Below are 12,792 nucleotides of genomic sequence, written 5' to 3'. Positions count from 1 at the left end.
CTCGGGCAGGGCTGCGAGGTCAGGCCGGGTTGATGTTTTCGGCCTGGGGGCCCTTCTGGCCCTGGGTGACGTCGAACGTCACGACCTGGCCCTCCTGGAGTTCGCGGAAGCCCGAGGAGTTGATCGCGGAGTAGTGCGCGAAGACGTCAGGGCCGCCGCCGTCCTGGGCGATGAAGCCGAAGCCCTTCTCCGCGTTGAACCACTTCACAGTTCCCGTAGCCATGTCTCGCGCCTTCCAGTCGATGAACGCCTTCCACTCCGTGTGGAAGGCGGAGGTGATCGCCCTGGTCCCTGCGGCACAGCACAGCAAAACGCCCACGCCAAGAGCGTGGGCTATAGGGAATTCCGAACCACGACAGCTGACACAAACGCTACATGCCCACACCCCGCGTCACCAGAGAAAGCGATCACTCCGAACACCGGGACCGGGACCGGGACCGGGAGTACGGTGCCCGCCGATGCCGACGGGCACCCGTCTCAGGATGTGGCCGTCGGGTTCGGTGTTTCGGCGGCGCGGCGGTATTCGGCGTTGATGCGCTGGGCTTCTTCGAGCTGGTCTTCGAGGACGATGATGCGGCAGGCGGCCTCGACGGAGGTTCCGTGGTCGACGAGTTCGCGGGCGCGGGCGGCGATGCGCAACTGGTAGCGGGAGTAGCGGCGGTGGCCGCCGGTGGAGCGGAGCGGGGTGATCAGGCGGGCTTCGCCGAGGGCGCGGAGGAAGCCCTGCGTGGTGCCGAGCAGTTCGGCGGCTCCGCCCATCGTGTAGGCGGGGTAGTCGTCGTCGTCGATACGGCCGAACGAGTCGTCTGCTGTCATCTGCACCTCTCTGTGGAACGCGTCGAGGGGCCTTGGTGCCAATGGCACCAAGGCCCCGAAGGAACTGCTACACCATCTGCCGACCCTGATACTGCGCCGGCCCTCTGTTTCCGCAGACCCGACCGAGATGCCGTCGGGGCTGCTGGGATCGCGGTTGCTTGACCGGAGACCACCTCACTATCGATGTCCTGCGGTACCCGGGTTCAAAATGTCGGCCCGGGCGATCCTGATGGCGCTCGGCTCCTCCGTTCTTCCCTCTGGGATCAACTGCTTACAAGTGGGGTACTGCGCACTGCTGGTACTGCTGGTGATGCGTACTGCTCAGCGGCCTGTGACAGCACCGCTCTTCGGCAGCCAGCCCCGTCGCCCGTCCTGCGTCTGCCCTGGCTTGGAACCCCACTGCCGAACCTCCCGGTGCGCGCGTCCGCAGCCGACGCCTTCACCGAGGTGCTGCTCACTGACTTCACTGCTGGGTCCTGCGAACTGCACTTACAGGTACTGCCACCGCGTCAATCGCGGTCCTGCTCATGGCAGCCCCTGATCACTGCGGGCCACCCGGTCCGGTCGTCAGTCCCGTCGCCGTCCTGCAACAACCCTGGCTTCGCAACTCCACCACCGCACCGTCCTGCGAACTGCACCTGCGGATACTGCTCTGCCCGGCAGTTCGTGTCTGCCAGGCCCTGCTGTCTCTCTGAGCTACGAGAGAACCATAACCACGCCCCAGGGCCAATGTCTACTCCAACAAACACAGATTTCCGCGCGTTCGACAGTGAGGTAGTCGGCCTCGAACAGCGGCGGAGCAGGAGCATGGGGCTGTCACCGCCTGGTTAACGGGTCGCAGGCGGGGGCACAATGCCCGGCAGGCAAAACCGGACAACGATCCAGAGACCGGGGTGACCTGTTGAACACGATGAGCGTCAACGTCGCAGCTGCCCGCTCCGCGACATCCGTCGCCGGCACACGTGAAAGCGCCCGGGACTTCCTCGAAGGTCTCGACCATCCGATCGCAGCCGAGGCCGCCGACACCGTGATCCTGGTCGTCTCGGAGCTCGTCACCAACGCCCTGCGCCACGGCGGCGGCACCTGCACCCTGGAGCTGACCGCGCACCCGGACGGCATCGAGGTGGCCGTGTACGACCACAGCCCACAGACGCCGCGCATGCGCACTCCCGACCTGAACGGTGGCACCGGGGGCTTCGGCTGGCCCATGGTCAACCGCCTCGCCCAGGCCACCTCCGTGACCAGCCAGGCGGCCGGCGGCAAGACCGTAAGTGCTCTCCTCGCCCGGTAACGCCGGGACCTGGAAACGGTGCGGGTTACGGAAGCCGACCTTCAGCGACGCCGCGCGAGGCTCTTCCGCCCACGACTCCTCCCTGCTGGAGTGGCCGACCCCGGGCACCGCCCCCGCCGTCCCCGCGCTCTGTGGCCGCTCACGGCCGATACGGGCACAAGACGCCGACCAGCCGTAGCCGAGTTCCTCACGCACGCCACGCGTGTTGGCTTGTCCGGCTGCCGATGGAGCGCCGCGGGTGCCGGACAGCACGAGTCCCGGCAGCCAACGTGCTGCCGGGACCGGGATCAGGAGTGGCGCTCTACTTGGGCTTGATGGCGTCCTTGGCCTTCTCCTTGGCCGCGCGCAGGTTGCCCTTGGTCTCCTCGGCACGCCCCTTCGCCTTGAGGGACTCGTTGCCCACCGCTCCGCCGACGACCTTCTTGACCTTGCCCTTGGCCTGCTCGCCCTTGGCCTTAGCTTTCTCGTTCGCAGCCACAATCACTCACCCCTGCCTGTCTCGAATTGGGTTCGCCACCCCTCTTGCCGCAGATTCCACCTTCAAACCGGGCAGTTGCTGTACGGACTTTCAGTAGCGCCGGGCCGCCTAGAAACACATAAGATCCGCAGGAATGCAGATAGCTCCGCTGGGCACATGAAGGTTCGGAGGTTGATAACAATGGTTCCTGTTCTTCTTGTTCTTTTGCTTGCCCTGATCCTCTTCGGTGCCGGTTTCGCACTCAAGGCCCTGTGGTGGATAGCCGTCATCGTGCTGATCGTGTGGGTCCTCGGCTTCGTGATCCGCCCCACGGCAAGCGGTGGCAAGCGCGGCCGCTGGTACCGCTGGTAGGCGGCCACCAATCACGTTCTGACAGCTGACAGGTGTGGGCCCGGCGCCGAGGTGTCGGGCCCACACCTGTTCGTCCCCCTGTTACGGCCGGGACGAGAATGGCGATTCTGTCGAATCGGGGTACCTGCAGGTCATCGCCGGAGGTGCCTGTGACGCCAGAAACCATGGCCTCCAGCACAACACCTCCGGCCATCCATGCTTCTTTCCGATGCGAATGTGTGGGACCAGTCGGCCGGGGTAATCGGATTTCCAAAGATTTGAAGAGTCGTCACTGAACTCGATGACACCTGCACGACTCCGCTGTTCAACTGCGGGAGCAACAAAGAATCTCGATGAGGGAGCCGTTCTTTATGAGTGACAACATCTGGGGCTACCAGCCGACCACCGGCCACACCGCGGGCACCGACCTGATCGGATACACGGTCGAGGCCACCGACGGCAGCATCGGCAAGGTCGACAAGCACTCGGACGACGTCGCCTCCGCGTACCTCGTCGTCGACACCGGCGTGTGGATCTTCGGCAAGCACGTCCTGCTGCCCGCCGGAACCGTGAAGACGGTCGACCAGGCCGAGCGCAAGATCTACGTCGGCCTCACGAAGGACCAGATCAGGGAGTCCCCCGAGTTCGACAAGGACAAGCACGTCGGTGACGCCGGCTACCACGAGCAGGTCGCCAGCTACTACCAGACCCAGCGATGCGTCTGACGTCAGCATCAGCCCGGATGCGGGGCCGGCCGGAGATAGTCCGGCCGGCCCCGCTTCGGTCGTCCGGACCGTCGGCAAGGCCCCGCTCTCCCTTTCCTCATCGACGCGCGGCACACCACGCGCTTCCCTCGACAGCGAGGGATCACTCCTGGGGATCACCACCGACCCGCACCTGGCCACCTGGTATCTCCGCCTCCGCCCGCCGGGACCCCTGAGGCTCTGCACCGACGGCATCGCCGAAGTCCACGTCCACGAGAGAGCGTCAGGGACGCGACACAGGCGGATCGGAGGACCCGGTCCGACGGCAGCCGTCGGACCCGCTCTGAAATCACCTGGCATGCATCCTTGGAACCCGGGTAGGCCGATTGTTGTCGGCGGACAAGAAACCGGCGGCACGGAGTCTGGATCACACGGGAGGGGCCTGACATGACAGTGACGAAGACGGCAGAGGCACAGACCGGGGTGCTGCCGGAGATCGCGGACCCCTCACAGGTCGCACCCAAAGACGCCCGCCAGCTGACCAGGCTCTTCTTCGACCAGCTCGCCATCCTCGAAGAGGGCACGCACGAGTACCAGTACGCGCGCAACACCCTCATCGAAATGAACATCACGCTCGTCCGGTACGCGGCTTCGCGGTTCCGCAGCCGCGGCCAGGACGAGATGGAGGACATCGTCCAGGTCGGCACGATCGGGCTGATCAAGGCCATCGACCGGTTCGAACTCACCCGCGAAGTCGAGTTCACCTCCTTCGCCGTCCCCTACATCGTCGGCGAGATCAAGCGCTTCTTCCGCGACACCTCCTGGGCCGTCCACGTCCCCCGCCGCCTTCAGGAAGCCCGCATCCAGCTCGCCAAAGCCACCGAAGAGCTCCGCAGCCGGCTCGGCCGGACGCCCACCGTCAAGGAACTCTCCCAGCTGATGTGCCTCAGCGAGGAAGAGGTCAACGAAGCACGTCTCGCCTCCAACGGCTACAACTCGGCTTCCCTCGACGCCGCCATCAACTCCAGTGACGAGGGCGAAGCCGCACTGGCCGACTTCATCGGCCTCGACGACAACGCCCTCGAACTCGTCGAGGACTTCAACGCCCTGGCCCCCCTGATCGCCGAACTCGACGACCGCGAACGGCGCATCATCCACATGCGGTTCGTCGACGAACTCACCCAGGCCCAGATCGGCGAACACCTCGGCGTCTCCCAGATGCACGTCTCCCGCCTCATCTCCCGCACCCTCGCCAAACTCCGCGCAGGCATGCTCGCCACCAACTGACCACCCCGGTCCGCAGCCCGCCCGCTGCTCACCGTCACCCCTGTGAGGTGGTAAGCGGCCCCGTTCCTCCGGCTCAGCCTGATCTTTAAGGTTCTTCGACGGGATCACCCTGGACCACACCACCGTCATCAATCCCCTGTTCGGCTTCCACCACGCCGAGAACTACCTGCGATCCGCGACCGCCGCCGCCACCATCGCCCCCTACCTCGAACGATGACCCGACACAGGAGACCTGTTAGCCACGTACGTACGCGGCGCTCGCCGTACCGCGCCCGGCGACCCCCACCACCCTGCGCCCATGCGCCGCCGCCTACAGGTGCTGTCCGCCCGTCTGTTGTGGCACCCGTACTTCTCCACCCCGGGCCGGACCCCGGCGGCGCGAGTCGAGCTGCGCCGCCAGGCCCGCGCTCTCAGGGACCGGCTGTGAACCGGCGCCCGGAACACCTAACCGAGCGGGAGGAGCAGATCCTCGCGGTCGTACGGCGCTGGATCGCCGAGCACGGCGAGGGCCCGTCGGTACGGGAGATCGCCGACGCCGTCGGGATGAAGAGCACCTCGTCGGTCGCCTACCACCTCGGCAACCTCGAAGGGGAGCTCGGAGCCCTGGTCCGCGACGGGCACGGCTGGCGAACTTGCCGCCTGGCGCGCTGACCTGGACGCGGCGGCGATGCGGTGGTTTCGTTCCGATGTTCCTCAACCCCCTGCCCCTGCTCGGCGAGTACTCGGCGAACTGGGGACGGCCTCCGGCGGCAAGCGGGTGCTGGAGACGGTGAAGCGGCTGTCAGCAGTCTCGCGGCGCAAGGTGAAGCCCAAGCCGCGGCTGCCCGCGCGATCAACCAGAAACTGACTCTGGAAGACCACTCGACCTGACCGAGGTCCTCACAAGTGACGCCGCAGGGCAACGCCTTGTAGGGATACAACAACGCCGGTGCGCCAACCCACACACACCCAGCGCACTCTTGGACACCGCCACTGCACGCCGACTGCACGTTTGGCCACCGGTCGGCCACCAGAGGCCACACCGCCGGGCCTCTCAGCCGACGCACCGCCCAGAAGCAAGGTCACACAAAAGCAAAAGCCCCAGGTCACGGCGAGTGAGTCCTGAGGCTTCGGCAGAGCCGCCTTCGGGATTCGAACCCGAGACCTACGCATTACGAGTGCGTTGCTCTGGCCATCTGAGCTAAGGCGGCGCGCTGTCCACACCATGGTGCGATCAGCAACGTCGGAAAGTCTACACAGTTTCCGGGGGTGCTCCGTACACCCCCCGGAAGCACCCCGGCACGCAGCCGCGCGGAGCTACGAGCACCGCTTCCCCACCCCCGGCGCCGTCCCCCGCAGCAGATACGCATCGATCGCGGAGTCGATGCACCTGCTGCCCCGCCCGTACGCGGTGTGGCCGTCGCCGACGTATGTGAGCAGGCGGCCCGAGGAGAGTTGATGGGCGAGGGACTGGGCCCAGCGGTACGGCGTCGCCGGGTCGCGGGTCGTGCCGACGACCACGATCGGGGCGGCGCCCTTCGCCTCGATGCGGTGGGGTTCGCCCGTGGCCCTGACCGGCCAGTACGCGCAGTTCAGGGAGGCCCAGGCGAGGCCGTCGCCGAAGACCGGGGACGCCTTCCCGAAGGCGGGGAGCGCCTGTTCGACCTGGTCGGCAGACGAGAACGCGGCCGGAAGATCGAGGCAGTTCACGGCGGCGTTGGCGAACATCAGGTTCGAGTAGCGGCCGTCGGCGTCACGCTCGTAGTAACTGTCGGAGAGGACGAGCAGCCCCGCGCCGTCGTTCTCCTTCATCGCCGACGTGAGCGCCTCGCGCAGCTGCGGCCAGGCCGCCTCGTCGTACATCGCCGCGATCACGCCGGTGGTGGCGAGCGCCTCGCCGAGCTTGCGGCCGTCGGCGTCGCCGGTGGGGACGGGGTGCGCGTCGAGCTTCTTGAAGAAGGCCTTGAGGTTCGTCCCGACCTTGGCGGGTGTCGTGCTCTTGCCGCCGAGCGGGCAGTCGGTCTGCCGTACACAGTCCTTCGCGAAGGACTGGAACGCCGTCTCGAAGCCCGCCGTCTGGTCAAGGTTCATCCGGCGCGCGGGGAGGGACGGGTCCATCGCGCCGTCGAGGACCACGCGGCCGACCCGGTCCGGGAACAGTCCCGCGTACGTCGCCCCGAGGAACGTCCCGTACGACGCCCCGACGTACGTCAGTTTCTGGTCCCCCAGCACCGCTCGCAGCATGTCCATGTCCCGCGCCGCCTCGACCGTGGAGACGTGGCGCAGGACGTCTGGCGAGTGTGCGCCGCAGCCTTCCGCGAACTTCTTGTACTCGCCTACGAGTTCGGTGGTCTCGCGCTGGTCGTCGGGGGTGGTGTCGGTCTGCGTGAACGTGTCCATGGCCCGCCCGCCGAGGCACTCGACGGGCTCGCTGCGGGCCACGCCGCGGGGGTCCATCGCGACCATGTCGTAGCGGGCGCGGACCTCGGCCGGGTAGCCGATCCCGGCGTACTGCTGGAGATAGCCGACCGCCGAACCCCCCGGGCCGCCCGGGTTCACCATCAGCGAACCGAGCGGTTTGCCCTTGCCGGTGGCCTTCTTGCGGGCGACCGCGAGCCGGATGTCCCCCGCGGTGGGCTTGGCGTAGTCCAGCGGCGCCTTCATCGTGGCGCACTCGAAACCGGGGACACCGCAGGTGTGCCAACTGAGCTTCTGCCCGTAGTACGGCGCCAGGGTGGACGGCGTCGACTGCGGCAGCGCGGCCAGCGCCACGTCCGCGGCCGGACTCGTCGCCGTCGTCGAACTCCCCGAGGAGCACGCGGACACGAACAGCGCGGCGGCGGCGAGCAGCGTGCCACCGGCCCTACGACTACGGCTGCGCTGGCTCCTGCTCCGGCGACTTCGACGGGCCTCGACCTCGCTGGGCTGACTCGGCTGACTGCTCCGGCTGGGCCGGCGAAGGGGGCGCCTGATGTGCATCCAGCGAGCGTAACGCTGCGCGATCACTTGAATGCCGTACGTGCGCGATCCACCCCGGACGAGTTACGCCGTCAACCTCACGCCCGATGAATCAGTCACCCTCCGGCGCATCAACGCGCCGCCCACACAGCCGCCCGCTCGACCCGCCCAACCCACTCGGCCCACTCAGCCCGTTCAACCCGCTCTCAGCGCCAAGGCCATCGCCTCCACCGCGAGCAGCGGCGCCACATTCCGGTCGAGCGCCACGCGGCACGCGCCGATCGCCTCGATACGGCGCAGCGTGGACTCCGGGGAACCGGCACGCGCGAGCCGCTCCAGCGCGTCCTCGGCATCCGCGTTGGCGATCGCCACCCGGGACCCGAACTGGAGCGCGAGGACATCCCGGTAGAACGCGGTGAGGTCCGTCAGCGCGAGGTCGAGACTGTCGCGCTGCGTACGCGTTCTCCGGCGCTTCTGCTTGTCCTCCAGGTCCTTCATCACCCCGGCCGTGCCCCGCGGCATCCGGCTGCCCTGGCCCCCGCCCATCGCCGCCTTCATCTCCTCGGTCTCCTTGTCGTCCACCTCCTCGGCCAACTGCTTCGCGTCCTCGGCCGCGGCATCCACCAACTCCTGAGCGGCCTTGAGACACCCGCCGACGTCCTCGACGCGCAACGGCAGCTTCAGTACGGCGGCCCGGCGTTCGCGCGCGGCCGGGTCCGTGGCCAGCCGACGGGCCCGGTCGACATGGCCCTGCGTGGCACGCGCGGCGGCCGCCGCCACGGCCGGCTCGACGCCCTCCCGCCGTACGAGCAGGTCGGCGACGGCGTCGACCGAGGGCGTGCTCAGGTTCAGGTGGCGGCAGCGGGAGCGGATCGTGGGGAGGACGTCCTCGATCGAGGGGGCGCAGAGGAGCCAGACCGTGCGGGGGGCGGGCTCCTCGACGGCCTTGAGGACGGCGTTGGCCGACTTCTCGTTCAACCGCTCGGCGTCCTCGACGAGGATCACCTGCCAACGGCCGGTCGCCGGCGAGGTGAAGGACTTGCGGACCGTGTCCCGCATGTCGTCGGCGAGGATCTGCGTGCCCACCGCGGCGACCGTGGTGACGTCCGCGTGGGTGCCGATCAACGCCGTATGACAGCCGTCGCAGAAACCGCAGCCGGGGCTGCCGCCGAGCGCTCGGTCGGGGCTCACGCACTGCAGCGCGGCGGCGAAGGCCCGCGCCGCCTGATTACGTCCCGCACCGGGCGGCCCCGTGAACAGCCAGGCGTGCGTCATCTTCGACGCCTCCGGCGGGGCCGTACCGGTGGTCGCCGCGGTGACAAAGGCGTCGGCGTCCCGGGCAGCGGCATCGAGCTGCTCGCTCACCTTCTCCTGCCCCACCAGGTCATCCCACACGGTCATGGGTCACCGGCCCTTTCGTCACGCTTCGGGTTACGCGATCCATTGTGCGGGCCACCACTGACAACGGGGGTCGGGGAGTGGTGCGGGGCGCTGGTTGGGGGCGGGTGCGAAGCGCGGGTCACCGCCCCCGCGCTGCCGTCAGCCCCGACGCCCTCGACCACGACCCCGCCCACGCCCGGTGTCGTCGTCATGCCCGAAGTCGCCGTCGTCGCGCGGACCGAGCAGTTCGTCGGCCAGCGAGGGCAGGTCGTCCAGGGGAGTCTCCTCGGCCCAGTCGGGGCGCGGCCGGCGCCGGGGTGTGCCCTGCTCGTCGACCTGGGGCAGCTCGCGTGTGCGGTCCTCGCCGTCGGCCTGGCCGGCCGGACTCTCGTCCCGGAAGAAACCCGCGGGCACCCGGTCCGACGGCCCCTGCCCACGCACAGGCGGCAGCACAGCGGTCTCGTCCGCGGCACCGGACGGTACGGGCGGCAGTACGGCCGTCTCCTCGGCAGCGGACACCGGCGGCAGCACGGCCGTCTCGTCCGCGGCCCCCGCAGGAGCGGGCGGTTGCGGCAGTTCGGCCGTCGTCTCGGAGTCACGCACCTCGGAATCGGACGCCTCGGAATCCCCGGACACCGGCCGCAGCACAGCCGTCTCGTCCCCGGAACCGGAGCTCACCGGTCGCAGCACAGCCGTATCCTCCGCCGACCGCCCACGCGCACCGGCACCCGGATCCGCACCCGGCTTCACCACCGGCGTCGGCACAGTCGACGCCTCAGGCCTGGCCTCCGGGGCAGCCGGAGCCGCAGGGGCCGTCGGCTGTCGAGCCGCCAGTTCCGCCGCGGCCGCCGCCTCCGCCGCCAGGCGGCGGGCCTCCTCGGCCGCGAGCAGGGCCGCCTCGGCCTTGCGCTGCTTCTCCCGGCGGCGCTCCTCGGCCTCTGCGCGCAGCCGGGCCTCGTCCTCGGCCTGCTTGCGCAGCCGGTCGGCCTCCGCCCTGCGGCGGGCCTCCTCGGCGGCGCGGGCCTCCTCCTCGGCGAGAAGGCGGGCCTTCTCCTCCTCGGCACGCCTGCGTGCGTCCTCGGCGCGCTGCCGGGCCTCTTCGGCCTGGCGCTCCGCCTCGCGGCGCTGGGCCTCCTCCAGCTCGCGCCGCTTGCGCTCCTCCTCCTCGGCGCGCAGCTGGGCGAGCTGCTCCTGGCGCTCGCGCTCCAGGCGCTCCTCCTCGGCCTTGCGGGCGGCCTCTTCCTCGGCCTTGCGGCGGGCCTCCTCCTCGGCGGCTTTGCGCGCCTCCTCCTGGGCCTTGATCTCGGCCTCGGAGAGCGGCAGGACCGTGTCGAGGCGGTGCCGGATCACCGTGGTGACGGCCTCGGGCTCCTGGCCCGCGTCGACCACCAGGTAGCGGCTCGGGTCGGCGGCGGCCAGGGTCAGGAAACCGGACCGTACGCGCGCGTGGAACTCGGCGGGCTCCGACTCCAGTCGGTCCGGCGCCTCCGTGAACCGCTCGCGGGCGGTCTCCGGGTCCACGTCCAGCAGGACGGTCATGTGCGGGACAAGTCCGTCGGTCGCCCACCGGTTGATGCGGGCGATCTCGGTCGGGGACAGGTCGCGGCCCGCGCCCTGGTAGGCGACGGACGAGTCGATGTAGCGGTCGGAGACGACGACCGCGCCGCGCTCCAGAGCCGGTCGTACGACGGTGTCGACGTGCTCCGCGCGGTCGGCGGCGTACAGCAGCGCCTCCGCGCGGTGCGACAGTCCCGCCGACGACACGTCGAGCAGGATCGACCGCAGCCGCTTGCCGACCGGTGTCGCCCCGGGCTCGCGGGTCAGCACGACCTCGTGTCCCTTGCCCCTTATCCACTCGGCGAGGGCCTCGGCCTGGGTGGACTTCCCGGCGCCGTCACCGCCCTCCAGGGCGATGAAGAAACCGGTGGTCGCGGGCACCGTGTCGGGGTCGTCGCCGCCGAGCAGCGCGTCGCGCAGATCGTGCCGCAACGGCACTCCCGCGCGGTCGTCGACCTTGGCAAGGACCAGCGCGGCGACCGGCAGCAGCAGGGCGCCGACCAGCATCAGCGTGAACGCGGCACCGCCGTGCGCGAACACGAACTTGCCGTTCTCCAGGCGGTGCGGGCCGATCAGCGCCGCCACCAGGGGGGCGATCAGCGCGCCGAGCGCCACCGCGACCCTGACGACCGCGTGCAGGTGCTCGGCCGTACGGGCCCGCCGGTAGTCCTCGGCCTCCTGGTCGAGCAGGGTGTGCCCGGTGTTCGCGGTCACGCCCGCGCCGATGCCGGCGAGCGCGACGATCAGCAGCACGGAGGTGACGTCCGGGACCAGGCCCGCGGCGAGCAGCGCGATGCCGGTGAAGGCGATCGCCAGCGTCAGCAGACGGCGCCGCGACAGCGTCGGCAGCAGGGCGGGCGCCGTACGGATGCCGACCACGACCCCGCCGGTCAGTCCGAGCACCAGCAGCCCGAAGGTCACCGGGCCGCCGTGCAGATCCTGGGCCTGGAGCACGGACACGGCGACGGCGGCGGAGATCGCCGCGGCGACGGCCGCGCAGGCGACCACGAGCAGCGCGATCGCGCCCGTACGGCCCTTGTCGACGCCGGTGCCCGTCCTGGGGCGGCGCAGGCCTTCGAGCGGCGACCGCGCGCGCGGGGTGCGCGTTCCGGGCAGTTCCAGGGCGGTCAGGACGGAGAGGGACGCGGCGAACAGTCCGGCCGCGACGTACGAACCGAGCGCGGCCTGGTGCTGGGCGAACCAGGCGACGCCCGTGCCCAGCAGGTTGTTGAGCAGGGCCGCTACGACGAGTGCGGCGGCCGCGAGGGGGATCGACACGAAGCTCGTGCGCAGCGCCAGCCGGCGCAGGGCGTCCATGTGGTCGGGCAGCGGCCGGACCGTGGCGCCCTCCAGCGGCGGGGCCGGCAGCAGGGCGGGCCCCGCGCTCTCGCGGCACACCGTCCAGAAGCGCTCGGCGACTCCGGTCACGAAGGCGGTCACCAGGAGCACGGCCAGTGCGTTGTCCGGAGTCCAGTCGATCCACAGCGGGGCGACGATCAGCAGCGCGGCCCGCAGACCGTCCGCGCCGACCATGGTCCAGCGCCGGTCGAGCGGCCCCTCCTGGGAGGTGAGCGAAGTGAGCGGGCCGAGCAGCACCGCCCCGAAGAGCAGCGTCGCCAGGATGCGCGCCCCGAAGACGGTCGCCACCGCGAACGCCACACCCCGATAGCCACCGCCGAAGGAGCCCTGGGCGATCGCCGCCTGGAAGGCGAGCACGACCAGGACCAGCAGGGCCAGGGTGTCACCGACACCCGTCACGAACTGCGCGCTCCACAACCGCTTGAGCTGCGGTTGGCGCAGCAGGGCGCGGACGGCACGCTCGCGGGAGTCCGCGACAAGGGCGTCGTCGGGGGCCGGCTGGTGGGCCGTTGGCTGCTCGGCTGGCGTCATGCTTTCAGCCTATCGGCAGCCACCGACAACAAGCCGCGCACGCCCGGACCTGCGCACGCCCCGACACCAAAGTGATGCCGGGGCGTGCGTTTCGCGAAGCCGAAGTGACCGAAGTGGAGGAC

12 protein-coding genes and 1 tRNA gene are annotated in these 12,792 nt (G+C 69.8%); 6 read left to right on the top strand and 7 right to left on the bottom strand.

Translation table 11 applies throughout. The features are described from left to right. Positions 1-19: 19 nt before the first annotated feature. Both ACFWP5_RS07720 and ACFWP5_RS07715 read right to left on the bottom strand, forming a co-directional pair. A complete protein-coding gene (locus ACFWP5_RS07720; RefSeq protein WP_008735947.1) occupies positions 20-223 on the bottom strand; it encodes a cold-shock protein in 204 nt (67 codons plus the stop codon). 254 nt (positions 224-477) lie between these two features. Then, a complete protein-coding gene (locus ACFWP5_RS07715; protein WP_384151836.1) occupies positions 478-816 on the bottom strand; it encodes a MerR family transcriptional regulator in 339 nt (112 codons plus the stop codon). Between the two features lie 901 nt (positions 817-1,717). Between ACFWP5_RS07715 and ACFWP5_RS07710 the strand changes: the two genes are divergently transcribed. Next, on the top strand, positions 1,718-2,107 hold the full coding sequence (locus ACFWP5_RS07710; protein ID WP_384151833.1) for an ATP-binding protein: 390 nt from the start codon (positions 1,718-1,720) through the stop codon (positions 2,105-2,107). Between the two features lie 301 nt (positions 2,108-2,408). Here ACFWP5_RS07710 and ACFWP5_RS07705 read toward each other — a convergent pair whose 3' ends face one another. Continuing rightward, positions 2,409-2,585 (bottom strand): CsbD family protein, encoded by a 177-nt coding sequence (locus tag ACFWP5_RS07705; protein ID WP_384151830.1) that lies wholly within the window; start codon positions 2,583-2,585, stop codon positions 2,409-2,411. A 180-nt stretch (positions 2,586-2,765) separates the two neighbouring features. Here ACFWP5_RS07705 and ACFWP5_RS07700 point away from each other — a divergent pair, with 180 nt between their 5' ends. The 5 genes from ACFWP5_RS07700 to ACFWP5_RS07680 all read left to right on the top strand — a co-directional run bounded on the left by ACFWP5_RS07700 (position 2,766) and on the right by ACFWP5_RS07680 (position 5,557). Beyond that, positions 2,766-2,936, top strand: coding sequence for a hydrophobic protein (locus ACFWP5_RS07700; protein ID WP_164369086.1), 171 nt, complete (start codon positions 2,766-2,768; stop codon positions 2,934-2,936). 350 nt (positions 2,937-3,286) lie between these two features. Next, positions 3,287-3,640 (top strand): PRC-barrel domain-containing protein, encoded by a 354-nt coding sequence (locus ACFWP5_RS07695; RefSeq protein ID WP_384151827.1) that lies wholly within the window; start codon positions 3,287-3,289, stop codon positions 3,638-3,640. Positions 3,641-4,066: 426 nt separating this feature from the next. Beyond that, positions 4,067-4,906: an RNA polymerase sigma factor SigF gene (locus ACFWP5_RS07690; RefSeq protein ID WP_384151824.1), complete on the top strand. Its 840-nt coding sequence runs from the start codon at positions 4,067-4,069 to the stop codon at positions 4,904-4,906. A gap of 298 nt (positions 4,907-5,204) precedes the next feature. After that, positions 5,205-5,333 (top strand): hypothetical protein, encoded by a 129-nt coding sequence (locus ACFWP5_RS07685; protein WP_384151821.1) that lies wholly within the window; start codon positions 5,205-5,207, stop codon positions 5,331-5,333. Beyond that, on the top strand, positions 5,330-5,557 hold the full coding sequence (locus ACFWP5_RS07680; RefSeq protein WP_384151818.1) for a LexA family protein: 228 nt from the start codon (positions 5,330-5,332) through the stop codon (positions 5,555-5,557). Before ACFWP5_RS07685 ends, ACFWP5_RS07680 begins: the two co-directional genes overlap by 4 nt. Before the next feature lie 465 nt (positions 5,558-6,022). Here ACFWP5_RS07680 and ACFWP5_RS07675 read toward each other — a convergent pair. The 4 genes from ACFWP5_RS07675 to tmk form a co-directional block, all read right to left on the bottom strand. Next, positions 6,023-6,096: transfer RNA gene (locus ACFWP5_RS07675), tRNA-Thr, on the bottom strand. 106 nt (positions 6,097-6,202) lie between these two features. After that, positions 6,203-7,864, bottom strand: a complete 1,662-nt coding sequence (locus tag ACFWP5_RS07670; RefSeq protein ID WP_384151816.1) for an alpha/beta hydrolase — start codon at positions 7,862-7,864, stop codon at positions 6,203-6,205. Between the two features lie 174 nt (positions 7,865-8,038). Continuing rightward, entirely contained in the window at positions 8,039-9,244 is a 1,206-nt protein-coding gene (locus ACFWP5_RS07665) for a DNA polymerase III subunit delta' (protein WP_384151813.1), read from the bottom strand. 138 nt (positions 9,245-9,382) lie between these two features. Continuing rightward, entirely contained in the window at positions 9,383-12,670 is a 3,288-nt protein-coding gene (tmk, locus tag ACFWP5_RS07660; RefSeq protein WP_384151810.1) for a dTMP kinase, read from the bottom strand. Positions 12,671-12,792 lie beyond the last annotated feature (122 nt).

It is taken from the genome of Streptomyces sp. NPDC058469, assembly GCF_042721125.1.
Lineage (GTDB): Bacteria > Actinomycetota > Actinomycetes > Streptomycetales > Streptomycetaceae > Streptomyces.
This window is presented reverse-complemented; position numbering and strand designations above follow the sequence as displayed.